The 23,933-nt window shown below is 37.7% G+C and carries 23 protein-coding genes and 2 pseudogenes; 18 read left to right on the top strand and 7 right to left on the bottom strand.

The annotated features are described in order from the left end of the window. Positions 1-306: transposase (locus PQ474_RS18150; protein ID WP_273846208.1), on the top strand; the 306-nt coding region annotated here is incomplete at its 5' end. A 370-nt stretch (positions 307-676) separates the two neighbouring features. On the opposite strand, the gene PQ474_RS18145 is transcribed toward PQ474_RS18150, so the two are convergent. From PQ474_RS18145 to PQ474_RS18130, 4 genes are all read right to left on the bottom strand, one after another. After that, positions 677-955 (bottom strand): hypothetical protein, encoded by a 279-nt coding sequence (locus PQ474_RS18145; protein ID WP_273846205.1) that lies wholly within the window; start codon positions 953-955, stop codon positions 677-679. A gap of 105 nt (positions 956-1,060) precedes the next feature. Continuing rightward, positions 1,061-1,393 (bottom strand): hypothetical protein, encoded by a 333-nt coding sequence (locus PQ474_RS18140; RefSeq protein WP_273846203.1) that lies wholly within the window; start codon positions 1,391-1,393, stop codon positions 1,061-1,063. A gap of 184 nt (positions 1,394-1,577) precedes the next feature. Then, complete coding sequence (locus PQ474_RS18135; protein WP_273846201.1) at positions 1,578-2,000, bottom strand: hypothetical protein; 423 nt, start codon at positions 1,998-2,000, stop codon at positions 1,578-1,580. Between the two features lie 189 nt (positions 2,001-2,189). Further along, positions 2,190-2,570 carry a peptidase M56 BlaR1 gene (locus PQ474_RS18130; protein ID WP_273846199.1) on the bottom strand — a complete coding sequence of 127 codons (381 nt, stop codon included), beginning with the start codon at positions 2,568-2,570 and terminating at the stop codon, positions 2,190-2,192. Between the two features lie 394 nt (positions 2,571-2,964). Here PQ474_RS18130 and PQ474_RS18125 point away from each other — a divergent pair, with 394 nt between their 5' ends. From PQ474_RS18125 to PQ474_RS18100, 6 genes and pseudogenes are all read left to right on the top strand, one after another. Next, on the top strand, positions 2,965-4,332 hold the full coding sequence (locus PQ474_RS18125; RefSeq protein ID WP_273846197.1) for a sigma-54 interaction domain-containing protein: 1,368 nt from the start codon (positions 2,965-2,967) through the stop codon (positions 4,330-4,332). Positions 4,333-4,424: 92 nt separating this feature from the next. Beyond that, positions 4,425-5,816: a YjiH family protein gene (locus tag PQ474_RS18120; RefSeq protein WP_390186250.1), complete on the top strand. Its 1,392-nt coding sequence runs from the start codon at positions 4,425-4,427 to the stop codon at positions 5,814-5,816. 28 nt (positions 5,817-5,844) lie between these two features. Then, entirely contained in the window at positions 5,845-7,170 is a 1,326-nt protein-coding gene (locus PQ474_RS18115) for an aspartate aminotransferase family protein (RefSeq protein WP_273846195.1), read from the top strand. A gap of 194 nt (positions 7,171-7,364) precedes the next feature. Beyond that, the gene (rocF, locus tag PQ474_RS18110; protein ID WP_273846193.1) at positions 7,365-8,270 is read left to right on the top strand and encodes an arginase; all 906 of its coding nucleotides are present in this window, start codon (positions 7,365-7,367) and stop codon (positions 8,268-8,270) included. Between the two features lie 428 nt (positions 8,271-8,698). Next, positions 8,699-9,553 (top strand): HAD family hydrolase, encoded by an 855-nt coding sequence (locus PQ474_RS18105; RefSeq protein WP_273846191.1) that lies wholly within the window; start codon positions 8,699-8,701, stop codon positions 9,551-9,553. A 433-nt stretch (positions 9,554-9,986) separates the two neighbouring features. Next, positions 9,987-10,509: pseudogene (locus PQ474_RS18100) on the top strand (aldo/keto reductase); the annotation flags it as partial. A gap of 153 nt (positions 10,510-10,662) precedes the next feature. Here the strand turns inward: PQ474_RS18100 and PQ474_RS18095 are convergent. Further along, positions 10,663-11,183, bottom strand: a pseudogene (locus PQ474_RS18095) (DinB family protein). Positions 11,184-11,541: 358 nt separating this feature from the next. Between PQ474_RS18095 and PQ474_RS18090 the strand changes: the two are divergent. From PQ474_RS18090 to PQ474_RS18075, 4 genes are all read left to right on the top strand, one after another. Beyond that, entirely contained in the window at positions 11,542-12,279 is a 738-nt protein-coding gene (locus tag PQ474_RS18090) for a ZIP family metal transporter (protein WP_273846189.1), read from the top strand. 192 nt (positions 12,280-12,471) lie between these two features. Then, positions 12,472-12,891: an SRPBCC family protein gene (locus PQ474_RS18085; RefSeq protein WP_273846186.1), complete on the top strand. Its 420-nt coding sequence runs from the start codon at positions 12,472-12,474 to the stop codon at positions 12,889-12,891. Further along, positions 12,892-13,245 carry an ArsR/SmtB family transcription factor gene (locus tag PQ474_RS18080; protein ID WP_273846184.1) on the top strand — a complete coding sequence of 118 codons (354 nt, stop codon included), beginning with the start codon at positions 12,892-12,894 and terminating at the stop codon, positions 13,243-13,245. It abuts the gene before it with no gap. Positions 13,246-13,661: 416 nt separating this feature from the next. After that, positions 13,662-15,206 (top strand): sensor domain-containing diguanylate cyclase, encoded by a 1,545-nt coding sequence (locus PQ474_RS18075; protein ID WP_273846181.1) that lies wholly within the window; start codon positions 13,662-13,664, stop codon positions 15,204-15,206. A gap of 135 nt (positions 15,207-15,341) precedes the next feature. Here the strand turns inward: PQ474_RS18075 and PQ474_RS18070 are convergent, their stop codons facing one another. After that, positions 15,342-15,767 carry a thioredoxin family protein gene (locus PQ474_RS18070; protein ID WP_390186247.1) on the bottom strand — a complete coding sequence of 142 codons (426 nt, stop codon included), beginning with the start codon at positions 15,765-15,767 and terminating at the stop codon, positions 15,342-15,344. A 299-nt stretch (positions 15,768-16,066) separates the two neighbouring features. On the opposite strand from PQ474_RS18070, the gene PQ474_RS18065 reads away from it, so the two are divergent. The 7 genes from PQ474_RS18065 to PQ474_RS18035 all read left to right on the top strand — a co-directional run bounded on the left by PQ474_RS18065 (position 16,067) and on the right by PQ474_RS18035 (position 22,711). After that, positions 16,067-17,101, top strand: a complete 1,035-nt coding sequence (locus PQ474_RS18065; RefSeq protein WP_273846179.1) for a LacI family DNA-binding transcriptional regulator — start codon at positions 16,067-16,069, stop codon at positions 17,099-17,101. Between the two features lie 303 nt (positions 17,102-17,404). Further along, positions 17,405-18,661, top strand: coding sequence for an ABC transporter substrate-binding protein (locus PQ474_RS18060; protein ID WP_273846177.1), 1,257 nt, complete (start codon positions 17,405-17,407; stop codon positions 18,659-18,661). Positions 18,662-18,770: 109 nt separating this feature from the next. After that, positions 18,771-19,697, top strand: coding sequence for a carbohydrate ABC transporter permease (locus PQ474_RS18055; RefSeq protein WP_273846175.1), 927 nt, complete (start codon positions 18,771-18,773; stop codon positions 19,695-19,697). A 27-nt stretch (positions 19,698-19,724) separates the two neighbouring features. Then, on the top strand, positions 19,725-20,528 hold the full coding sequence (locus tag PQ474_RS18050) for a carbohydrate ABC transporter permease (RefSeq protein WP_390186253.1): 804 nt from the start codon (positions 19,725-19,727) through the stop codon (positions 20,526-20,528). A gap of 54 nt (positions 20,529-20,582) precedes the next feature. Further along, positions 20,583-21,884, top strand: coding sequence for an alpha-glucosidase/alpha-galactosidase (gene melA, locus PQ474_RS18045; protein WP_273846171.1), 1,302 nt, complete (start codon positions 20,583-20,585; stop codon positions 21,882-21,884). Continuing rightward, on the top strand, positions 21,863-22,291 hold the full coding sequence (locus PQ474_RS18040) for an ABC transporter substrate-binding protein (RefSeq protein WP_273846169.1): 429 nt from the start codon (positions 21,863-21,865) through the stop codon (positions 22,289-22,291). Before melA ends, PQ474_RS18040 begins: the two co-directional genes overlap by 22 nt. A 96-nt stretch (positions 22,292-22,387) precedes the next feature. After that, positions 22,388-22,711 (top strand): hypothetical protein, encoded by a 324-nt coding sequence (locus PQ474_RS18035; protein ID WP_273846167.1) that lies wholly within the window; start codon positions 22,388-22,390, stop codon positions 22,709-22,711. 339 nt (positions 22,712-23,050) lie between these two features. Here the strand turns inward: PQ474_RS18035 and PQ474_RS18030 are convergent, their stop codons facing one another. Beyond that, positions 23,051-23,203, bottom strand: a complete 153-nt coding sequence (locus PQ474_RS18030; protein WP_273846165.1) for a hypothetical protein — start codon at positions 23,201-23,203, stop codon at positions 23,051-23,053. Between the last annotated feature and the right edge of the window lie 730 nt (positions 23,204-23,933).

Raw genomic sequence — 23,933 nt, 5'->3', positions numbered from 1 at the left:
GGAGTTGATCCAGAGGTATTTGAGTCAGGAAAATTCAAAGCCACTCTCGTTCGCATTACAAAACGAGGATCGAGTAGGTTGCGGCACGCCCTATATATGGCTGTTCGTTCTGGTATTCGTGATTGCCGTAAACAGAAAACCACTGATGAGATCATCCCTAGAAACAAGAAATTAAGGGAGTTTTACGACAAAAAACGAAATGAAGGTAAATTATATAAGGTAGCCGTCATTGCTTGCGTAAATAAGCTTTTACACTGGATCTATGCCCTTTTAAAAAACAGAACAACTTTCCAAGATATAGCTTAATTAAAAATTCTAACTAAACAAGACAAAACCTTCCAATTATTAGGAGTGGAAGGTTATTTGGCATGCCATTTTTAGTATATCATGAAAGATTTTAAATTTTTATTGAAAAATATTGACAAACTATTAGCTGGTTTCGTTTAACAAGAAATTTTTTTCAAAAATTTTGGCTTCTTGAACTCCTTGCCTTATGAATAATTTCAAGGTGAAGATAAATGAAGCTAATAAAAAATCCTATAATAAATCCACCTATTATAGCATAACCACTCCACTCAACAATGCCACGTATAAAAATGCTATTCCAAAGAAAACTCTTCCAATTTTCCCAGAAGTAAGGGTCGCTACCTAAATTAGAAGTGTGCATATGTGAAGCTTATCTAAAAAAAGCATTGTATACAGCCATATATAAGTAGTAAGAAATGATTGAAAAAATCCAAGTTAAACTACATGCTAAGGCTGAACGTATTTTTGATTTAGAAGTCCGTACTTCATATATGGCGATAGGCATAATTAGCACCAACCAAATACCCCAGGTTAATAGTGTTCGAAGTCCACCAAAACCAAGTGTATTAGAAAGATAACTCTCGTAATAAAAATTTAATATTCCAAATACAACCCCAATAAGTAAATAAATAAACCATCGTATTTTCATTTAATATATCCTCTCATCAAGATGTTCATCGGATAGTTCTACTACTCGTTTACTTCCATAACAAGAGGAACTGCTACATCAGCAGCTCCTCAACTAATGCACCCGTTATTCCAATAAAGTTACTTTCCATGCACTTAAACCAGGAGGGTCAGAAAGAAATGCTAATGGTTTAAAATCAGCTTTTATTTTATCTCCTATTTCTAACTCACTAAAATCTATTTCGTCACCTGATGTGTTTACTATCTGTACATTCATCAAACCTAATGTTGCTCGTTTATAGCTCGGATTTAATAACTTATTGCTTTCAATCCAAACTGATGTTTCTACTTCATTTCCTACAATTGTAAATGTTTCTTCCTTATTTAACTCTACAAATATAAATATGAGTCCAATTACGATTAGTAAAGCAAGAATAGAACGGAATAAATACTTTTTCATTAACTCCCCCCAATATTAACCTTCTCTATTACAACAATAATGCAAGGAACTTTAAAACACCTCTCCTGTTTCACTAACCTGCTCTTTAGTTTAACATTAATTCCCATACAATTGGCATAGAGAAAAGCATCCCTTGTTGAAGGAATGCTTCCAATTAGCTTAAAAAAATTATTAATTGAGGAACTTATTCTCTTTTTAGAGTTAGACTCTCTTCATAGTCTTCCCATTCACCAATAATGAATGTTATTTCTTCTTTCTTATCTAAATATTTACATCCGTAGCACTCCATTCTTCCACTATGAAATACATTTGAATTTTTTAATGAAAATGTTCCACCTAAGTAACCATCTTTATCACCGATTGAGTAGTGTAAAGAAGAGAGATTTTTTAATTTAACATTGTTGCCCTTATACCTAATTTTTGTGTCGTATTCTATTTCTGTTCCAACTAAATACATTTGGTGTACAACAAGCCAATTTTGATTTTCTCCTTTAAAACTTATTGATTTTTGTCGTCCAAACAAATTTGTTTCATCCGCACTTATATTTGTAGCACCTAAAAATAAAACCAATATAACTACAAAGAATAAATTTAATTTCGTCTTCATAAAGAATTTCTCCTATTTTTCAGCTATATTTTTTAGAATAAACAATAGAGAAATATTCATACATCTTTTCAATTTTACCTGCTCCAATAGTAAGTAAAACGACTACGCTTATTTCGTAATCGCTCCCGTTACTTGAATAACACTGTCTTATTACTTTAAAAAAGACGCTATTCCATTATTGAACAGTATCTACTCACCTACAATAAACTTACCAATAATAGTCTCTCCATCAACATCATATAGCGGAATTTCTCTTGGTTTAGCTTCCTTTGAAAGTCTAACTGCTTCTTCAGGTGTTTTAGGCATTGGACCATCCAAATCTTCTTTTTTTACATACCCTATTGTACCATCTATTCCGTAAGCTTTAATTAAATCAGGTTCACCTTCATAAGAAGGTGCATCCAATGCTGAACCATATGTCTGCCCTTTTTCATTTTGAGGATAAGCGATTTCGATTTCATGTTTGGAGTTATCGTCTATGTTGTCGGCTAAACTATTACTGAGGAAAAAGTTCCCAATAACCATACCTAAAACAAGTATGCCACTGATAAATAAAACGCGTTTAAACATATATTCACTCCCTTTAATTACCATATTCTTGATTATAAACTAATCTTTCTACTTACACTATCCTGCTCCGTTAGCTTAAGTACATTTCTTCACAATCTTCTCTATATACTTTAACATAAATATCCAATTTCCTAACTAAGTTTTATTCCACAATCTGGCCCTTTAGTGGAGTAACATGACCGGAGTTTAAAAATCATAAAGGAGCTGATAAAAGCCGGAGTAATAAGACGATAAGACCCACAAACGTAGGCTGCTTGCAATGCCGATTATTTGATTATTCAAAAACGAATAACTTATTTATTATTGAATAATTTTTTATTTTTCAATAAAGTAAGTAAAATCAGATGTTTTTTGTTAAAATTATTCAAAAATGAATAATTCAGAGGGTGATAGCATGAGCGAAAATCATTTTTGTGAAAGTGAAGCGATCCTTAGAGCGCTAAAAGATGATCTTTTGGTAACGGATAGCACAGGTAAAGTTGTCATGATTAGTGATGCAACTAAAGCTTTATATGGAATAGAGGATAAGGTTATTCTTGGTTTATCTGTCTATGAGTTAGAGAAACAGGGGGTGTTTACGCCAATTGTGACTCCCTTAGTAATTGAAAAGAAGAGCAGGGTCAATGTCATTCAAACGACAACCGAAGGAAAAAAGCTATTAATAACGGGAGTACCTGTTTTTGATGATGAAGGGAATGTTTGGAGAATTGCTTCTTACTCACATGACATAACGGAAATGGTTAATATAAAAAATTACTTACATGACATGCAAGATGAAATGGAGCGCGTAAAAAATGAGCTTGAAGTGTTAAGAAATCAGCAAATGAAAGATGATGGATTTGTGGTTCATTCCGATAAAATGAGAAAATGCATCGCGATCGCAAAGCAAGTTTCTGAGGTTGATGTAAATGTGTTACTACTCGGAGAATCAGGCGTCGGAAAAACGTATTTTGCTAAGATGATCCATAAAGAAAGCCCGCGAAAGGACAAGCCCTTTATTGAAGTGAACTGTGGAGCGATTCCAGAATCCTTATTTGAGGCTGAATTTTTTGGCTATGAAGCTGGTTCCTTTACAAGTGCAAATAAAAAAGGGAAGCCTGGTTTAGCTGAATTAGCAGAAGGTGGTACCTTATTTTTAGACGAAATTGGTGAGTTGCCTTTAGCCCTTCAGGTAAAGGTATTGAAGTTTATCCAAGAAAAACAGTTTTACCGAGTGGGTGGAACAAAAGAAAAGAAAGTGGATTTCCGCTTAATTACTGCGACAAATCAGCCATTGGAGAAGTTAGTTGCCGCTAAGAAATTTCGTGAAGATCTTTATTTTCGATTAAATGTAGTTCCGATACATATTCCTCCTTTACGTGAAAGAACGTCAGATATAGTCCCGCTTATCGAACATTTTGTACAAGTATTTTCAACAAAATATAAGCGAGAACGAGTATTAGATGATGCGGTATTACAGCGGCTATATGTTCATCCGTGGAAAGGAAATGTGAGAGAGTTGATTAATTTAATTGAGCGCCTTGTAGTGGTTTCACCTTCTCCTACGATCACTATAACGGACCTACCTGAATCCTATCAACAAGCCTCAGCTCCTGATATTGAAACAAGCAAACGGAGCTTGCCAGAAATTATGGAGGAGGTGGAGAAAAAGGTGTTAACACAAGCAAGAAAGCAACAAAAGACGACTGTAGAAATGGCAAAAGTGTTAGGAATTAGTCAGCCTTCAGTCGTCAGAAAAATGAAAAAACACGGAATTAAATAAAAAGTTGGCATGTGAATTGCATGTACAAAAAGTAGAAATACATGTTGCTTTCTGAATGCTAAAGGAAAAAATGGAAAAGGTGAGGTGTTTCAATGGAAGGTCAGGAGAAAAGGTTGGAGTATGAGGTTTCGAAAGAAAAGGCGGTTATGACGACCACTGATAAGCTGAAATTCCTTATTCCTTCATTGCTGGGGTTATTTCTCTTTTTAATTCCTGTTCCATATGATGGGAGATGGACAATAGGTGTCGGAATTCTAGCAGAATTTTTTCAAAATGTGTTTTCAGATTACTTGCCGCAGTTTATGGTCGTTGTTTTGGTGATATCTGTTCTATTAACACTTGTTGCTAGAGTGGCCAAACCAGCTTGGTTAGTCAATTCAGAATTTTTGAAAGGTTTGTTTTATGTTAGTGGTTTCTGGCTATCAATGCGTATTCTTGGGGCGACTTTTGCATTGATGGTCGTATTCCAGTTTGGGCCGAGCTTCATTTGGGATGCGTATACCGGGGGAACGGTTTTATATGAACTAGTCCCCGTATTAACAACCTGGTTCCTTTTTGCAGGTTTATTAATGCCGTTACTTTTAGAATTTGGACTTATGGATTTTATTGGTACGATCGTTCGAAAGGTTATGAGACCGTTGTTTAAGCTGCCAGGTCGATCGGCAATTGATGCAGTAGCCTCCTGGATGGGGAGCGGTACAGTAGGTGTCTTAATCACAACGAAACAGTATGAAGAAGGGTATTATACAAAGCGTGAAGCAGCCGTCATTGCCACTAACTTTTCCGTTGCATCGATTGCATTTAGTTTAGTTGTCATCAGCTTTATCGGTTTGGATCATATGTTTGTTCCATTCTATACAACGGTTGTGATAGCGGGGCTTATTGCGGCGATCATCTGTCCGCGAATTCCACCCTTATCGAGAAAAACAGATACGTACTATGAGCCGGTAGGAAAACAAATTTCAGAGGATGTACCTGAGGGAATGTCTCGGAGTCAATGGGCTGTGGAGTTGGCGGTTTCAAAAGCATCTGAAATTAAAAGTGTCGGCTATGTGGCTAAAAAAGGGCTTCAAAATGTTCTTGATATTTGGTTTGGGTTAATTCCACTAGTCATGGCACTTGGAACGATTGCCTTAGTAGTTGCTGAGTATACACAACTTTTCGTTTATATGTCGTATCCAATTGTACCGATCCTCGAGCTAATGCGTATTCCTGAAGCAGCTTCGGCGGCTCCAGCCATGATCGTCGGCTTTGCGGATATGTTTTTACCTGCCGTAGTGGGAAGTGGCATAGAAAGTGAATTAACGCGTTTTGTCATTGCAGCACTATCTCTAACTCAACTTATTTACATGTCTGAAATTGGAATTCTTTTATTACGTTCTAAAATTCCTTTGAGTTTATTAGATTTAGTCATTGTTTTTATCCAACGTACCATTATTACGCTACCAATTATCGCATTGATGGCACAAGTCTTTTTCTTTTAAATAGAGAATTTATGGGGAGTGAAGAAGAATGTCTCAAGACTGGAGTCACCTAACAAAAAAATTATCAACACGTTTAGCTCCAAGTATGGCTAAAGACCACCCGAATTTACCTGTCGTAAAAGAAGAGGGTTGCTATTATTTTGGAGTAGATGGAAGGAAATATTTAGATTTTACCTCTGGGATTGCTGTAACCAATGTCGGACATCGCCATCCTAAAGTTGTGCAAGCGATTAAGAGTGCAGTAGATCACCTTGTTCATGGTCCTATTGGAGTGATCCAATATGAATCTATTTTACGTCTGGCTGATGAACTAGCAGAGATTTTACCAGGTGAATTGGATTGTTTCTTTTTTGCAAACAGTGGGACAGAAGCCATTGAAGGAGCTCTTAAGTTAGCTAAGTATGTAACAAAACGACCATACGTTATTTCATTTACTGGTTGCTTTCATGGGAGAACTCAGGGTGCTCTTGCTGTTAGCACATCTAAGAGCAAGTACCGTAAGTTCTTACAGCCAAATGGACTTACCTACCAAATTCCTTATTTTGATCCTAACGATACGACTGTAATGGATGAACCTGGAATTGTGATGGAAGAATTAGTGATTCGTAAATTAGAGAACGACTTTCAGCGATTATTTAAGCATCATGTCTCGCCAGAGGAAGTAGCCTGTGTCATTTTAGAACCGGTACTCGGAGAAGGAGGGTATGTGATTCCGCCGCAGTACTGGTTGAAAAAAGTAAGAGCCATCTGTGATCAGCACAATATGCTGCTTATTTTTGATGAAGTGCAAACAGGTTTTGGGAGAACCGGGGAGTGGTTTGCGGCACAGACGTTCAATGTAACTCCAGATATTATGGCGATTGCAAAAGGAATTGCTTCTGGCCTCCCGCTTAGTGCAACCGTGGCGAATCATAAATTAATGCAACAATGGCCTCTAGGTAGTCACGGGACTACGTTTGGTGGAAATCCGCTTGCCTGCTCGGCCGCTTTAGCCACGTTAGAGGTCATGCAAGAGGAAAACCTTTTGCAGAATGCGAGAGAAACGGGAGCCTACGCAGGGGAGAAGCTTGAAAAGTTAAAAGAGAAACATGATGTGATAGGGAGCATTCGCCAGGTAGGATTAATGATTGGGATCGAGATCATTGACCCAACGACAAATAGACCAGATGGGCAGGCTGTTTTGGAAATATTAGACCTTGCACTTAAGGAAGGAGTTCTATTCTACCTTTGTGGAAATGAAGGAGAGGTCATCCGGATGATTCCTCCATTGACAGTGACGAAAGAACAAATTGATACCGGCTTGAACATGCTAGATACGGCGATTAATCATTATCAGAGACGAGTAGAACAATAGATCATTAGAGTTGATAATTGAATAGGTTGACCTAGAAGGCAAAGGAACAGATAGAAAAGGGGTAGCCATCGTTTATACGTTTGGCTACTTCTAGAATAAAAGTTGCTAAGAATAGTAGTTTTTCATTCTATTTAGACATATGCTTATAGAGTAGTCATTTTACATAATTAGATCATAGTGGAGGTTCGTTTTAGATGAATAAAATCAAACAGGTTTCCATTGTTGGTGTCCCAATGGATTTAGGACAATTGCGACGCGGGGTTGATATGGGCCCTAGTGCATTAAGGTATGCAGGTTTAATTGAAGAGATTGTAAGATTAGGTTATCAAGTAAAGGATGCCGGTGATTTAGTCATTGAGAGAGAGGCTACAAACCCTTCAGAAAAGGGAAGACTAGTAAACTTAAATGAGGTAGTCAGTGTGAATAGTGAGTTGCAAGAAAAAGTCGATCGAATCCATGAAGACGGAGTATTTCCTCTTATATTAGGAGGAGACCATAGCGTGAGTATTGGTTCAATTGCGGGGATTGCTAAGCATTATAACAATTTAGGGGTCATCTGGTACGATGCACATCCTGATTTAAACACAATTGAAACCTCTCCATCCGGAAACATCCATGGCATGCCCTTAGCCGTGAACCTTGGCATTGGACACCCTTCTTTAGTTAATATTGGTGGGTATGCACCAAAAATTAAACCTGAAAATCTAGTGATCATTGGTGCTAGATCGATTGATGAAGGCGAACGCGAGCTCATCCTTGAAAAGGGAATAAAAGTCTACACCATGCATGAAATTGACCGTTTAGGAATGACAACCGTTATGGAAGAAACGGTCGAGTATCTAGCTGAAAAAACAGATGGCGTTCACTTAAGCTTAGATTTAGACGGAGTCGATCCCATATACGCACCAGGAGTCGGGACACCGGTTATGGGGGGAATCACTTACCGAGAAACCCATCTCGCCCTAGAAATGTTGGCCGAAGCGAATATCATTACATCTGCTGATTGTGTAGAAATTAATCCGATCTTAGACAATAAGAATCAAACCGCCGAAGTAGCCACGGCATTAATTAGTTCGTTGTTAGGGAAGAAGCTTCTTTAGAACAGTCTTCTAAAGAGAGGTGGACCTTTGCTCTCTTTTGTTGTTCTTGCCGCATGTTTTAAAATAGGACCTGTCACTGATTAGAACGAATAGTGACAGGTCTTATTTTTATTGGCAGGAGGTCGCGTATAAAGAAGGCGTTGACGCATAAATTCGAAAGTAATTTTGGGGGGGAGAGAAAATCATACAAAAGTAGGTTCTATGATCAGTACATAACTACTAGGACAAAAAATGAATGGAATAAAACCTCCACTTTGGAGGTTTTTTATGACGAATCGGGAACATTGCTGGCCTTTTTCTATCCTTTAACTATCAAGTCGCTGCCTTCAAGCTTCATTCTACCCCGACTTAAAAAGTCTTCCATTGAGTCTAAAAATATCAAAGTGTATACTTACCTAATAACCTTTTATAAATTGGGGGAAATAGGAGTGGCATTTAAACCAAAGGCAATCTTTTTAGACATGGATGGTACTATTCTCAATCATCATAACAAGGTAAGTATTCTTACAAAAGAAATCATTGATGAGTTACGACGTCAAGGTATATTCGTTTTCATTGCTACAGGTCGATCGTTTGATGAAATAGAGGGAGTTGTCCCTGAAGGATTTCAAGTGGATGGGTTCGTTACTTCGAATGGTATGGCTGGTTATATCGGGAAAGAAGCTGTATTTGAACATTCACTTACGCTTGAGTTGGTGGAAGCAATTATTGAAAAGGCTAGAAAAAACAAGGTATATTATGAGCTTTTCCCATATGGAAGATCTCGTATTACGTTAAAACAAGATCAATCTTATGTGGAAGATGAAATTAGAGATCCGAAGCCAGACGATGTTGGAATTAACGAGTGGCTTTCACGAAAACAAGCGATCAAAGAAGAAGTTGCTTGGGAGGAAAACATAGAGGGCGATAAATTCTCCAAATTTTATTTCTTTGCAAGAACGGAAGACCATATAAATGAATGGAAAGATGAGCTTGATCAATTAAAGCGAAAAATAGATTTTACGACCTCTACCTCTTCTAAACACAATGTCGAAGTGATGGTTGCGAACGTGAGTAAAGCATCAGGCATTAAGCAAATGTTAAAACGATTTGATTTGTCAGAAGCTGAGATTATGGCGATAGGGGATAGTGACAATGATTTGCCCATGTTGGAATTTGTTCGTCATTCCGTGGCTATGAAAAATGCACCAGACCACATTAAAGAAATCACTGATGACGTAACGGAATTCACCTGTGATGAAGACGGAGTGTACCATTACCTTAAAGAGAAATTCAAATTGTAAAAACCCAGTAATCTTTTACTTGGTTTTTACAGTTTGGTTGATCTGACTTACTAGCTATCTGAATCAAAATTTCATCACTCAAAAGAGGAATTAGTCTCTTTTATAGCAGGAAAAACAAAACAAAGGATAAGAGTGTAAGGATAAAATCATCGACGTATCTTTGAAGGAGTCCTTCATTCGTATATGGGTCAGGATCCCACTTATTCCTGTAATCCCAAGTAATAGTGCTCAAGCTAGGACCATGCTTGGTACCCAAAAGCCATTAAGTAAGAGTACAGAAGCAATCCAATATGAAAATGACCTAGAATTTTTTGCGGTTATGTTAACTGGTCCCTTTACGGAGCAGCAATGCATTGGATGCAGCACAACCCAATAACAACACATGAACAATACGTAAAGCGAGTCATTCCGGTCATTAAACATGGAATGAACGGCTAAAAAGCAGGGGCTTATTCGTTCGATTGGGGTCTGTAACTTCTTACCTGAACATATCGATCGTTTAGAAAAGGAAACGGGGGTTAAGCCGAGCATAAATCAAATTGAACTACATCGATTTTATGTAAAATAGGTGAGAAAACTCCCTCTTCAAGCAACCCGTAAGGGGGAAGTGGCGGGTAGTTCAAAATCAAACGCAACAGAGAGAGTGGCATGAAAAGAATAACATTAAGACACAATCGTGGAGTCCGTTAGCTCGTGCGAATGAAGTCTTACAAAATAACGTACTTCAACAGACTGCCGAAGGTCACCATAAGTCCATTTCACAAGTCATTTTAAGGTGGCATTATCAACTAAGCGCGATTAGCATTCCTAAATCTGCTTCTTTTGCACGACAGCTTGAAAATATATCAATTTTTGATTTTTCTCTTGATGAAGCAGAAATGAGACTTATTTCGGAATTAACTCGAGATGATGGCAGAATTAATCATCAAGATCCTGCTGTCTATGAAGAATTTTAAACATAAGAAACCCCATATAAAAAAGCACTAAACTCTAATGTGAACTGCACCTTAATTGTTAGACTCTAACAATTGGAGGTGCAGTTTTTGTATGGGGGACCTGGGCTCTAAGACCATTCATTATGTAGAGATCGAAAAATCCAATCAGTTTCCCTATTTCAATATCCCTAAATATGCACACCAAGGTCCAATGTCTGTCCAGTATCGATCAGCCATGACTCGAGTCATTTGAGCGATGTGTGTTAAATCATGAACAACCCAAGCCGAAAGCAATTCTCTAACCTTCACTACACCAAATGCCGGATGGGAGCCTTTCAATTCAAGAAGTGATTCAGAGTTAAGCAGACCTTTTAATCTGGCTATATTTTGGATTCTAATCGTTTTAAATTCTATCCATTTTTCTTCCAACGATCTTTCGGTACTTTCATTTAAATGTGAATAACGGTCAAATGGGGGGATGGTTTGCTGTCACCTTCCTGAAGCATGAATTCTAACCTTGGTATCCAATTATGTTTCTCGCCCTCAATAAGATGCTCGATCACTTCAGTGACATTCCAGGTTCCTTCACCTTCATTTCGTTGCAACCATCCATCAGATAAGCCAGCTAAAAAGATCTCCAAAGTTTGTGGGGTACGCTCAAGCACTTCAATCCCTTCTTTAAAATTGAAATTCATCTACCTGCTCCTTTCTGTGAAAAAAACGAGTTTACTTACTAATATGTTTTATCAAAAAAGGTTATAAATCCATTTTTAAAATTGGAAATGCACCTCATTCCTTATAAAACAATCATACCACTCTGAAATAGAGTAGCAGCAGAAACGACTAAGCCTGAGCTAAGGACCTTCGCAAAAATAAATCAATCGTGACTAATAAGTCTATGGAAAGAACACCATAAATGTATCGGTCAAACATTTCTCGGGTTCCTAAGTTTAAGTGACTCCGTTCTAAAAATGTGAATCACTTTGAGGATCTCCTGGAATCCCATATCAAGGACGGATTTATTGTCTATACGATCTAGATAGGAGAGAAGTCATGTCATCAGCTTTAACAGCAGCCATGTGGGGAGGGGTAGCAGGTTCCTCGCTTGTGTTAGGTGCTTTATTAGGAATATACAAAGAAATTCCTAATAAGATTTCTGCCTTTGTTATGGCATTTGGAACAGGTGTATTAATCGGAGCAGCCACCTTTGAGTTGTTATCAGATGCGATTAAAGACGGAGGGATTCTGTATCCGTCTATCGGTTTTTTAGTTGGATCGACCTTATTTATTTTAGTAGAAATGATGATTAGTAAAAAAGGGGGCCAAGAACGAAAACGTTCAAAAGGGAATCCAAAAGGTCACTCGGGTATGGCTATTTTCGTAGGTAGTGTGATCGATGCGATTCCTGAATCCGTCATTATTGGCGTGAGCCTTCTTGAGAATCATACGATCAGCTGGGTTATTGTGATTGCGATTTTTATTAGTAACTTTCCGGAAGCGATGTCTAGTAGCATCGGTTTGAAAAAGGATGGATATCACAAAGGGAAAATATTGTTTCTTTGGTTCGTTGTTTTGGTTTTATCGTCGATAAGTTCGCTTTTAGGATTTGTTTTAATTGATGCTTCCTCCACGATATTAATCACCTCTATTGGAGCTTTTGCGGCTGGAGGGATTTTTGCAATGGTCTCTTCGACCATGTTGCCTGAAGCTTTTGAAGAAGGGGGGCCTATTGTGGGATACATATCAGCATTAGGATTATTAACTTCATTGATTTTGACTTATTTTGGATGAAACCCTATAGATAATGAGTGGACTTTTAATTAAAACGGACAAGGCATTCGATTAAATTGGCTGTATCGTAGGAAACAACCCTACTTCTTTAGTTTATAACAAATCATATACATGAAACCAAAAGGTGTTGTATTATATAAAGTGAAACCAAATGGTTTTATTTATGATACATAGAAAGAAGGAGAAAATCATATGGAAACTTTACAAGATATTAAGCAAACCGTCATTTTTGAAGCCCCGATCAAAAAAGTATGGGATACTGTATCAACAGCGAAAGGGATTGAATCTTGGTTTATGCCAAATGATTTTGAACCTATAGAAGGGCATGATTTTTACATTCAATCTCCGTTCGGTCCATCGCCTTGCAAAGTGTTAGAAGTGAAGGAACCAGATAAGATTTCCTTTTCATGGGATACAGATGGTTGGGTCGTTTCGTTTCTTTTAAAAGAGCTGGGTGAGAAGACAGAGTTTACCCTGATTCATAGCGGTTGGAAATCAAGTGATGAGATTAACCCGAAAGCGAACGAGAAAAGTTCGGTTATTCGTGAAAGAATGGACAATGGTTGGGTTGGTATTGTCAATGAAGGACTTCGAAAGGCTGTTGAGGGGTAAGTGTCTCAAGCACAGCATGATGTATTCCAAGCAATTGCTGATCCAACTAGACGAGAGGTTATTCGATTACTAGCTGATCAGGAATTACCGATATCAGAAATAACCTCTCACTTTCCGATCAGTCGTACAGCCGTTGCAAAACATTTGCGCATTCTTTCAGAAGCGAAATTAGTCAGTGGGGAAAAAGTTGGTAGAGAAAGAATCTATCGCTTGCACCCAGAACCTTTAGCAGAATTAAAGCAATGGCTTTCTTATTATGAACAATTTTGGAATAACAAATTGTCCATCCTGAAACATGTGGTTGAAAATGAAGGTGAAGCTGAAATAAAAGGGATTGAGTCAGATCCGAAGTAATAAGAGAATACCGTCTTAGGTGTAAATCTTCTATTAAAGGTGAATACCCTTGACATTAAATAAACGTGACGAAAAATTTGAACTTCCTGCTAAATGAAGTAAACCTGCATTACGAGCACTTAAAGGGGCTGGATATTAAGGCTCGAACTCTGCACCAGCCTTAGTGAGAAAGAGGTTTCAAAACTACATGGTGTAGGGCCTAAGGCTATAAGAGAATACTAGCTCTTGAAGCCAAAGGTTTATGCTTTGCAAGTGAAAAAAGTAATCTATAAAAAGTTGGTGCCTGCGACTTGTCGAATTTGATAAGTCAGGGGCTTTTTTTAATTATCAAGGGAAGGAGAATTTTAAAAGATAAAATACCCTTTTAATGATACAATGGATTCTGTTGTAAAATAGTAATGGTTAGAGGGAGACTTATGAAAAAAACGTTAAGTTTCTGGATTTTTTTACTCACAGCTTTTGTTATTGTAGGCATTTTATGTAGTACTTTATTTTCCGCCTATCTTGTAACAAGAGAAAACTTAGTCAATCATTCACTAGAGATTAACAGAGTGTATTCTGAAAAGCTTGCACAAGTAACGGATGAAGTATTTACTTCCATGAAACAAATTCTAGAACAAAGAGAATTTGATGTCGTCCATGATATCGATAAGCCTGAAATCATAGATGGAAAATTAGAACGATTTTTGAAGAGTAGTCAGAATTTTAATTCACTCGCGGTGGTTAATCGTGAAGGTGTTATTCTAAGTGCCACTCCATATGTAGGGTTTGAGGGTGAAACACTAACGTCTTTAGGGGCAGTAGAATCGTTAAAGCAAAAGACGACGCTCATTACAGCTCCTTATACCGCCATCACCAATCGACTAATTCTAATGGTTTCTACCCCTTTATGGGGAAGTGACAGGGAATACTTGGGATTTCTAGCGGGAACGATTTATTTACAAGAGGAAAATATAATAAAGACGATCCTGGGTGAACATTATGCAAAGGATGGTTCGTATGTCTATGTTGTAGATAAAAGTGGTACATTAATCTATCACCCAGATGTCAATCGAATTGGTGAAAAGGTTGAAGATAATGAAGTGATTGAACAATTAATGAATGGTCAAAGTGGGGCTCAATTTGTTACGAATTCAAAGGGGATTGATTTTCTGGCGGGATATACCTACATCCCCTCAAGTCAGTGGGGAGTTGTATCTCAAACCCCTTATGAAGTTGCCGTTGCTCCAGTAGGGGACATGGTAAAAAAAATATTTATGTACTCGATCCCATTTGTTCTTTTCTTCATTATGATTACGATCTTTTTAACAAGGAAATTGGCAGCACCGCTTCGTAAATTAGCTTTATTTGCCCTTAATTATTCTTCAGACAGTGAGGGGCAGGTAAAGCCACCGATTGCTACATGGTATTTTGAAGCAGAGCAATTAAACAAAACGTTAGAAAGCTTTGCAAAAAAGCAAGAAAAGAGTATTCACAATTATAAAATGAAGTCTTTGACCGATCCACTTACAGGTTTAGCAAACCGAAGGCATTTAGAAGAGACATTAGAGAAATGGAAAAGTGAAAAAGGACATTTCTCCCTCATTGTCATTGATATCGATTATTTTAAAAAGGTAAATGACGAATTTGGGCATCAAATAGGAGATGAAGTCTTAATTTTTTTATCTACTAAGATGAGAGAATTTATACGAGCTGATGATGTTTGTGCAAGGTTTGGTGGTGAGGAATTTGTTGTATTACTATCGGAGACCAACGCGGTTGAAGCAATGAAGATTGCTGAGAGAATGCGTGAAACGATTAGTCATACCATTAGTCCAACGGGTCGATCAATCACATTTTCGTTAGGAGTAGGTACCTATGATGATAACGAAGACATCAGTTCCTTTTTTAGGCGTGTAGATCATGCTCTATATGAAGCTAAAAAAGAAGGACGTAACAAAGCTGTTTTATCTCGGCCTTGATGGGAGACCAGAAAAGAAAAGGGTAGGATTTTCTCTCCTAATTTCATCAACCTGCTAGTAAGAAAGAGCTAAAATGAATGCCTGTCACTTGTCGGATTCGACAAGTGACAGGCATTTTTCTATCTGCGCCGTATTCTAACTTAAATGAGTCTCAAATCGATTTCGGATATCTCGAATCACGGATGTCCAAACAGCAGGATCCGTTGTGATTGTTTTCTTAAATGCTGCAAACATTTCCTTTTGCTTTTCTGCAAAATCAGGAGCGCCTTGTTCGGGTAGCTTCGTTTTATGTTCTGTCACCCATTGTTGTACTTCTGGTGAACGTGGCCCCCATACAGCTAGTTCGTCCCCAAGTTCATTTGTTAAAATAAAAATCGGAATCGAACGGGCTGTACCGTTAGTTAAATATTGATCCATGAGCTCTAAATTCTCATCACGGATGAGAAATCTTGTTTCGATTGAAGCGAGTTCTGCAATCCGTTGCATAATAGGTACACATAACGCTGCATCCCCACACCAATCCGCAGTTAGCGACACCATACGAAGGTTCTTCTCCTTCAAGTGTGAAAAATACTTAATCTCATTGGCATTCAACTTGACTTGCTAGTAAACCCCCTCTAATTCAGCGCGATTCACTTGCATGTTCTCCACATATTCCGTGTAAGATATTCCTTTAGAAAACCAACTTTTTAGGGACATGATAGATCTCCTTTTCTTTCTTTTTAATAAGAGTAGCATAATATCCAATTTTTTCTAAAGAATATGCTCATTGTATTAAATGGTCATACATGCTACAATTCAATAAAACATTAACTAAATTATTTACTTATTAATTTACTTAAATGAGAAGGGTGACGAAAATGGCAACGATCAAAGATATCGCTGAACGTGCGAATGTTTCGACGGCGACAGTGTCGAGAGTGTTAAATAACGATAAAAATCTATCGGTCGCTCTAGAAACAAGAGACCGAATTATGGATATAGCTAAAGAGTTGAATTATGTACCTGTTCGAAAGCGTTATCCAGATAGCAAGAGTTCTTCCATTATAGGAGAAAAAGAAATTGGCATCGTTATGTGGTGCTCCCCTGAATATGAGTGGGAGGATACGTATTTTTTATCAATACGTAAAGGGATAGAAAGTGAATGCGCAGAAAGAGGGTTGTTAGTTAAGAAAATCAGTCATTATTCAGGTGGCATGACGGAAATTCAAATGAATAACCTTGATGGTGTCATTGTGGTTGGTATGGTAAGTGAAGAGGATGAAGAGAGGTTAAGTCAAAAGGTTAACCACAATCTTGTTTTTATCAACCACACTCCTAAAAATGAGTGGAATGATACCGTTGTTATTGATCACGCAAAAGCCACTCGAATCGCCCTGGAACACTTGTTTTCTTTAGGTCATACAAAGATTGGTTTTATTGGCGGGCAAGAAAAAGCGCAGGATGGATCCAAAATCGAGGACCCTCGTCAAAAAGCGTATGAAGAAACAATGAAAAAGAGAGGCCTCTATCATCCGGATTATGTTTATATATCTAAACAATTTTTGATTAGTGATGGGTATCATTCTATGATAAAGGCGGGGGGAAGTAAGGACCTTCCGAGCGCATTTTTTATAGCTAGTGATGCCATGGCGATCGGTGCCATAAGAGCTTCCCATGAATTGGGGATAAAAATCCCCGTCGATATGAGTATTGTGAGTTTTAATGATGTTGAGATGGCGAGCTTTACTCAGCCTGCATTAACGACGGTGAAAGTTTACACAGAGGAAATGGGGAAAGCGGCGGTGAAACTCCTATTGGAGCGATTGGAAGGAAGAGAAATCCCCTTTAAGATTGAGGTTCCAACTAAGCTAGTTGTCCGTGAAAGTAGTGTACGGTTATCTAACGACAGTTAAGATGAGGAATTTGACGATTGAAGTTTAGTCAAAGAGTCTTTTTGTAAAAGGCTCTTTTTTTTTATAAAATATTTAAATAATTCCAAAAAAGGCATTGAAATTAAAATCTATATAAGTTATTATTTTACTTAATAAAGTTAATAAATTTAGTAAATAAATTACACGGCGCGAATGACTATAATCATTTTATATTTTTCGCATCTGTTGAAAGCGCTTAACTGATAGGGGGCAAAAGGAGAGTGAACACGTAGTTGTATTGCACAGGAAAAGGGTAAAAATCTAAAAAAATCTAGGGGGATATGAATGAAAAAAAGAATGGGTACATTCACTAGTATTTTAATGAGTGCAATGATTTTAACTGCTTGTGGTGGGGATTCTACTGCTGGATCAGGTGATTCTAGTAATGCGTTAACACTTTACTCCGGAGTGTCAGAGGATGCTGAAAAAGAGGCCATTGAAGAAGTAGCTCAAGCTTTTGAAGACGAGACAGGAATTTCAATTGATATTAACTTTCCAGGAACGGGTTATGAGGATCAAATGCGAGTAAGAATGGCATCAAATGATCTTCCAGATTTATTTGATACACATGGCTGGGCGATCAATCGTTACGGTGAGTATGTAGCCGATCTAAGTAATATGGATTGGGTTGAGCATTTTGATCCAGCCATGGCCCCGATACTAAAAGATGAAGATGGCAAAGTATACGCCTTTCCAATCAACCAAGCAAAGGATGGAATTATGTATAATGCCACTTTATTAGAGGAGTACGGGATCGAACTTCCTACGACGGTCGACGAATGGGTCGATGCAATGGAAACGGTCAAAGAAAAAGGGAATGGAGAAGTGACTCCACTTTGGATTCCTGGTAGTAATCAGTATACGATCGCACAAATCCTTGATCAATTATCGACTCCTTTATTAGTAACGGCTGACAGTCATAACTATGAATCAGAGTTGCTAGATGGCTCAGTTGATTGGTCTACATACACGGCTCTTCCTGAATTCTTAAAAGAATTGCAAGAAAAAGAGTTACTAAATACCGATGTATTAACTGCTAGTGAAGCTCAGAGAATTGAATTAATGGCTCAAAACAAAATAGCTTTTACTTTTGCAGGTGGAGCTTTCGGACCAGCGGTAACGGAGCTTAACCCTGACATTCAAGTTGGAGCTGTTCCAGTACCTGCCTTTTGGGAAGGGGATGAGCCAAGTTGGATCGGAGGAGAACGGAACACGTTTGCTGTTTTTAAAGACTCAAAGAATGTAGAAGAAGCGAAACAATTTATCGAATTCCTTGCTCAGCCCAAAAATGCTAAAAAATTAGCAGAAGCAACGTCATTACCAGCAGGAGTAACGAGTGTTGAAACTGAAAACTATTACTCTGAGTTTTATGATAAATGGGCTCATGTCGAGATTCAACCTTACTTTGACCGTGTTTACTTACCAAGTGGAATGTGGGATGTGTATGCTATAACTGGTCAAGAGTTGCTTTCTGGTACAAAAACAGCCGAGCAGGTATCAGAGGAGATGCAATCGGAATATCTTCGCTTAAGAAATCAATAAGTCTAGCTTTGTTCAAGACGATCATGAAAATGGGGCAGGAGACTAAAGTCTGTCCCCTTTTTCAAAAAGAACTCTTGGATGGGGGACTCTACTTAAAGGAGTTGAGAACATGAGTCAAACTGTAGCGGGGAGCAAAGTCGTGGTCACCAATAAAGCACCAAAAATAAAACAAAAGAAAGAATCGTCTCTTATGTGGATGTATATCCCAGCCTTATGTTTCGTGAGCTTGTTTATCATTTATCCATTTTTAAATGGAATCAAAATTACGTTTACGGATTGGAATGGCTTTTCGCAAAATTATAATTGGGTCGGTCTCGAGCAATATGCAAGGATGTTCTCAGACCCTACAACATGGCTTGTCGTCAAAAATACGTTGCTTTATGGAATTGGTAGTACCGTTTTTCAGACTGTCATTGGACTATTGTATGCTTTGTTGTTAAATCAAAGCATTAAAATGAAAGCATTTACTAGAACCATTGTTTATTTGCCTGTTATTATAAGTCCTTTAATTATGGGGTATATTTGGTACTTTTTCTTCGCTTATCAAGGGGGAGCATTAAATGACCTTTTAATGTTTCTTGGGTTTGACCGTATTAACGCTTTAGGGAATGCATCCTTCAATCCATGGATTATCGTATTAGTGAACACGTATCAATTTGTAGGAATTGCGATGATCATTTACTTAGCAGGCCTACAAAGTATATCTAAAGATTATTATGAAGCCGCTACGATTGATGGGGCGTCACCGTTTGCTCAGTTTAAAAATATAACTCTGCCTTTATTGGCACCGGCTATTACAATAAATGTCGTTTTAAATGTAATAGGCGGCCTGAAATTGTTTGATGTGATTATTTCATTGACGGGTGGGGGACCAGGAAATGCGTCCCAATCGATGTCTACTTTTATGTATTCCCTTTACTTTAGAAGGCAAGATGCTGGATATGCAGCAACCCAAGGGGTGTTAATGGCGACGATCATTTTAATTATTAGCTTGTTGGCGCTTGTATACTTCAAACGTAAGGAGGTAGAGGCATAAATGAATCAACTGAAGCAATCCCAAAAGATGATCTTAACGATTGTAGCCTTTCTCATTTGTCTGATTCATATCATCCCTTTCTACATTCTCGCCACAACCTCATTAAAAGTTAGTAATGATTTTAGCTCGAGGTGGGTGTTTCCAGACTATTTTACATTAGAGAACTTCGCTCGTGCCTGGGAACGTGCCAATTTAGCAAATGCTTTTATGAACTCGATGATCATTACGGCAGGAGCGGCTATTCTCCTTATTCTTGTAGGGTCAATGGCGGCCTATCCGTTAGCTCGAGTGAAGACGAAATTGAATAAAGTGGTGTATTACATTTTTATTTCCATTATGGTGATTCCTCCTTTAACGGCATTAGTGCCGTTGTATCAATTGGTCGTTAATATGGGGATGGTCAACACTCATGAGATCGCGATTTTTAATAACGTCGCAGCTTATCTACCGTTAACGATCTTTTTATATGCGGGTTTTATTCGCTCAACCATTCCAAAAGAATTAGAAGAGGCTGCGAAAATTGATGGAGCGAGCACCATTAGAATCTTTTTTAATATTATCTTTCCGTTATTAAAGCCAGTAACCGCAACGGTCTTAATTATTTCATGTGTATTCATTTGGAACGATTACCAGTTTGCTATTTTCTTCTTACAAGATAAAAGTGTACACACATTAACGGTAACATTAGCTAGCTTCTTTGGTGAAAATCAAAACAATCTAAACTTAGTAGCGGCTGCTGCACTCATGGCCTCGTTACCAATGATTGTGTTGTTTCTCATTTTACAGAAATACTTTATTGCAGGATTGTCATCAGGTTCAGTAAAAGGCTAGTTTTTGAGTATTACCTTATAACAAATTCTAAGATTACCTAGAGGAGGACTTTAAATGTCTAAAATTACGTTCATTGGAGCTGGAAGTACGGTATTTGCTAAAAATGTATTAGGAGATTGCATGTTTGTTCCTGCTTTAAACGGATTTGAATTTGCTTTACACGATATTGACGAAACGAGATTAAAAGATTCCGAACAAATGTTACTGAACTTAGCTCGTAAATACAATCCATCTATTAAGGTGAAGTCTTACTTAAATCGCAAAGAAGCGTTAACAAATGCAAAGTATGTCATCAATGCCGTTCAAATCGGAGGGTATGAGCCGAGTACCGTGATCGATTTTGAAATTCCTAAAAAATATGGCTTACGCCAAACGATCGCAGATACAATTGGAATCGGAGGTCTATTCCGCAGCTTACGCACGATTCCTGTCTTGCTTGATTTTGCAAAAGATATGGAAGAAGTTTGCCCGGATGCGTGGTTTTTAAATTACACGAATCCAATGGCTTCGCTAACAGGGGCGATGCTACGCTTCACTAATATCAAGACAATTGGATTATGTCACAGCGTCCAAGTTTGTACAGACCACTTATTCCAATCACTCGATATGGATTCAACGGGTGTAGAAGAAAAAATTGCTGGGATCAACCATATGGCTTGGCTCTTAGAAGTGAAAAAGGATGGAAAAGACCTTTATCCAGAGATTAAAAAACGAGCTAAAGAAAAACAAAAAATAAAGCATGATGATATGGTGCGCTTTGAGTTAATGGATAAATTTGGTTACTATGTGACGGAATCATCCGAGCATAATGCTGAATACCATCCATATTTCATTAAAGACCGCTACCCAGAGTTGATCGACCGTTTCAATATTCCTTTAGATGAATATCCTCATCGTTGTGTGAATCAAATCAAAAACTGGGAAGACATGCGCGAGGAGATGGTTAGTAATACACAATTAACACACGCGCGATCACATGAATATGGTTCATACATCATTGAAGCAATGGAAACGAATATACCATTTAAATTTGGAGGTAATGTGTTAAATACAGGTGGATTGATCTCAAATTTACCGAAAAATGCATGTGTTGAAGTGCCTTGCGTAGTAGACCGGAACGGAATCATTCCTTGCTACATTGGTGATCTTCCTGAACAATTAGCTGGGTTGAACCGTACAAATATTAATACGCAACTACTAACGATTGAAGCGGCTCTGACATTGAAAAAGGAACATATTTACCAAGCAGCTCTTTTAGATCCACACACGAATGCAGAGTTGTCGATGGATGACATCATTGCTATGTGTGATGAACTAATCGAGGCGCATGGAGATTGGCTACCGAATTATCGTTAATCAATAAGGTGAAAAAGGGTGTCTCCAAGCTCACAGAAGTGAGGAGTTGGGACACTTTTTTTGTTTTTTTATTTTGTGAAATCACATTAAAGCGAGTTGTCTTTCGAAACGATCTTACAAAAGAGCAAGCCTTACATTTAAGTATGAATATGGAGGGTGAGGTTGACATTGTCTCAAATGTCTTACCGGAAAAAGCAAGCCAAGTAAGCGTATCTCCATATGCAAAGCTCGTCACTGTTGGTGGAAATCGGGTAGTAGCAGGATTATTTAATCGTTTTCAACATGATGTGAATTTTAATGAGCGTAAGCTTCGTTTCGCTTTAAATCTTGCAGTAAATCGTGAAGAAATCATACGTAACGCCTTTTACGGTTATGCAGAACCTATTCCGGCATTAACGCCACCGTGAGCGTTTGATTTTCCGGACGATTTATCTCCAGTCGAGTTTAATCCTAGTCATGCACATCAACTTTTTCAAGACGCCAATTGGCCTAGTGGAAGAGTATTGCGGATCCAGCTCCTTATACGTTATTTTATGAAGGCACACCAGCCTTTTTTCATCGGGAATTATTGGGCTCAGATGGTTCACTACGGGCTGGTCCTAAACTACCACGATTTGAAGAATTATTTCCATTCCATGACAAATCAAACGAATATGCAGAAATTACTCGATAAAGCGAAGGAAATTGACCGCTATGTGTACCACGAATCGCTAGCACTCTTCTTATGTGCACCTCACGACCTTTATGCAATTAACAAACATGTTCACTTTAAGCCATATCGAATCTCGTTTGAGCTTGTCGATACTGAAGTGGGAGATGGTCATTGATCTAGATTTCACTATTAGACCAATGAACGCTTAAATACTGCCTATAAGTGTAGTTTATAGTATCAGGGTCAAAGCATAAATCACTGGGAACTTTTTTGTGTACAAAAATGATTATTTCATCCGCCTTAAAATTACGAGGTTCATATGACATGATAAAGGCACTCAGTTCATTTGTTTCGATCGAAGTAAATGTTTTATAATAAAACGAGATAGGAAACGGATCAATTCAGAAGCTATGGGCTTTGTTAGTATAAAAAACGTGCCTGACTCCAGTATAGTAAAGCATTACTACACTGGAAAGAGGCACTTAATTCCTAGGGACTTACCATGACTATTTTTTTACTCTTCCGTCACACGATTTCTAAAAGCCTCTTTTGTCACCAAATATCCATCTTCTTCTATATTATTTTTCGGTTTTTTCATTTCGCTTCCTTTTGGAAATGCACCGGGATGACTTTTTTTCTTATGATTAAAGCTCTTTCCAGTTGCCAATACGATCCCCCCCTTTAAAGTTATTCAGAATTAGTTTTTTCTTAAAGTGTTTTACTTATGCACTGGTTGTCGGGTAACAGAAACCGAAGACATGTTAACATTAAAAATAAACTTTAAAAATGAAGATTTTTGGTCATATATCGTACCTGAATATTATTTAAATAATGCCGATCCCATGCACATTTATTAGGGTTCAGGTACTGGAAACCTGGAAACCTGGAAATAAAAGGTACATTAATAGTAAGTTCCTTCCTAGATTTTTCGAATATATGACATGGAAAGATATATTTAATATGCACGTTCAATTGTGGGGTGTTAATAGCATTTTGTTTAGGAAAGTATGTCTGACATTTGAAAAGGTAGACTTTAAAGTAAAATCAGGAACCTTTTGTATAGACAGTTGAAGTGTAAATTTCTAGCGATTTTGATCTATCCTTAGGTAATAAGAGTGTATTATAGTTCTAGAGGATTCATTAAAGCTATGAACGCATTATGATGGACAATAAAAAGGAACAAAAAAATCAAATCTCCATACATGTACCATATCATATACTTTACTTACAAGGAACGGTGGACAAGAACTTAGGGAGAACAGCTTACTATTGTTTGCTTTTTGGTGTTCATAATATTGTCATCAATTGGAATATAGTATTTTGTATGCTATAGTCATGATTCTAATCGTAAACTGGTATAATACTAGATAGAGTAAGCATATGGATAGAAGGGAAAA

Source organism: Halalkalibacter alkalisediminis (genome assembly GCF_028610705.1).
In the GTDB taxonomy this organism is placed as follows: domain Bacteria; phylum Bacillota; class Bacilli; order Bacillales; family Bacillaceae_D; genus Halalkalibacter; species Halalkalibacter alkalisediminis.
Note: the sequence above shows the minus strand (reverse complement) of the source record. Positions and strands in the feature narration are given on the sequence as shown.

What these genes read in the sequence shown, in the direction of transcription:
- PQ474_RS18050 (WP_390186253.1), top strand. Translation starts at nt 19,725, where the DNA reads ATGATCTTAACGATTGTAGCCTTTCTCATTTGTCTGATTCATATCATC.
- PQ474_RS18135 (WP_273846201.1), bottom strand. Translation starts at nt 2,000, where the DNA reads ATGAAGACGAAATTAAATTTATTCTTTGTAGTTATATTGGTTTTATTT.
- PQ474_RS18140 (WP_273846203.1), bottom strand. Translation starts at nt 1,393, where the DNA reads ATGAAAAAGTATTTATTCCGTTCTATTCTTGCTTTACTAATCGTAATT.
- PQ474_RS18075 (WP_273846181.1), top strand. Translation starts at nt 13,662, where the DNA reads ATGAAAAAAACGTTAAGTTTCTGGATTTTTTTACTCACAGCTTTTGTT.
- melA (WP_273846171.1), top strand. Translation starts at nt 20,583, where the DNA reads ATGTCTAAAATTACGTTCATTGGAGCTGGAAGTACGGTATTTGCTAAA.
- PQ474_RS18065 (WP_273846179.1), top strand. Translation starts at nt 16,067, where the DNA reads ATGGCAACGATCAAAGATATCGCTGAACGTGCGAATGTTTCGACGGCG.
- PQ474_RS18085 (WP_273846186.1), top strand. Translation starts at nt 12,472, where the DNA reads ATGGAAACTTTACAAGATATTAAGCAAACCGTCATTTTTGAAGCCCCG.
- PQ474_RS18130 (WP_273846199.1), bottom strand. Translation starts at nt 2,570, where the DNA reads ATGTTTAAACGCGTTTTATTTATCAGTGGCATACTTGTTTTAGGTATG.
- PQ474_RS18090 (WP_273846189.1), top strand. Translation starts at nt 11,542, where the DNA reads ATGTCATCAGCTTTAACAGCAGCCATGTGGGGAGGGGTAGCAGGTTCC.
- PQ474_RS18120 (WP_390186250.1), top strand. Translation starts at nt 4,425, where the DNA reads ATGGAAGGTCAGGAGAAAAGGTTGGAGTATGAGGTTTCGAAAGAAAAG.
- PQ474_RS18055 (WP_273846175.1), top strand. Translation starts at nt 18,771, where the DNA reads ATGAGTCAAACTGTAGCGGGGAGCAAAGTCGTGGTCACCAATAAAGCA.
- PQ474_RS18115 (WP_273846195.1), top strand. Translation starts at nt 5,845, where the DNA reads ATGTCTCAAGACTGGAGTCACCTAACAAAAAAATTATCAACACGTTTA.
- PQ474_RS18060 (WP_273846177.1), top strand. Translation starts at nt 17,405, where the DNA reads ATGAAAAAAAGAATGGGTACATTCACTAGTATTTTAATGAGTGCAATG.
- PQ474_RS18125 (WP_273846197.1), top strand. Translation starts at nt 2,965, where the DNA reads ATGAGCGAAAATCATTTTTGTGAAAGTGAAGCGATCCTTAGAGCGCTA.
- rocF (WP_273846193.1), top strand. Translation starts at nt 7,365, where the DNA reads ATGAATAAAATCAAACAGGTTTCCATTGTTGGTGTCCCAATGGATTTA.
- PQ474_RS18145 (WP_273846205.1), bottom strand. Translation starts at nt 955, where the DNA reads ATGAAAATACGATGGTTTATTTATTTACTTATTGGGGTTGTATTTGGA.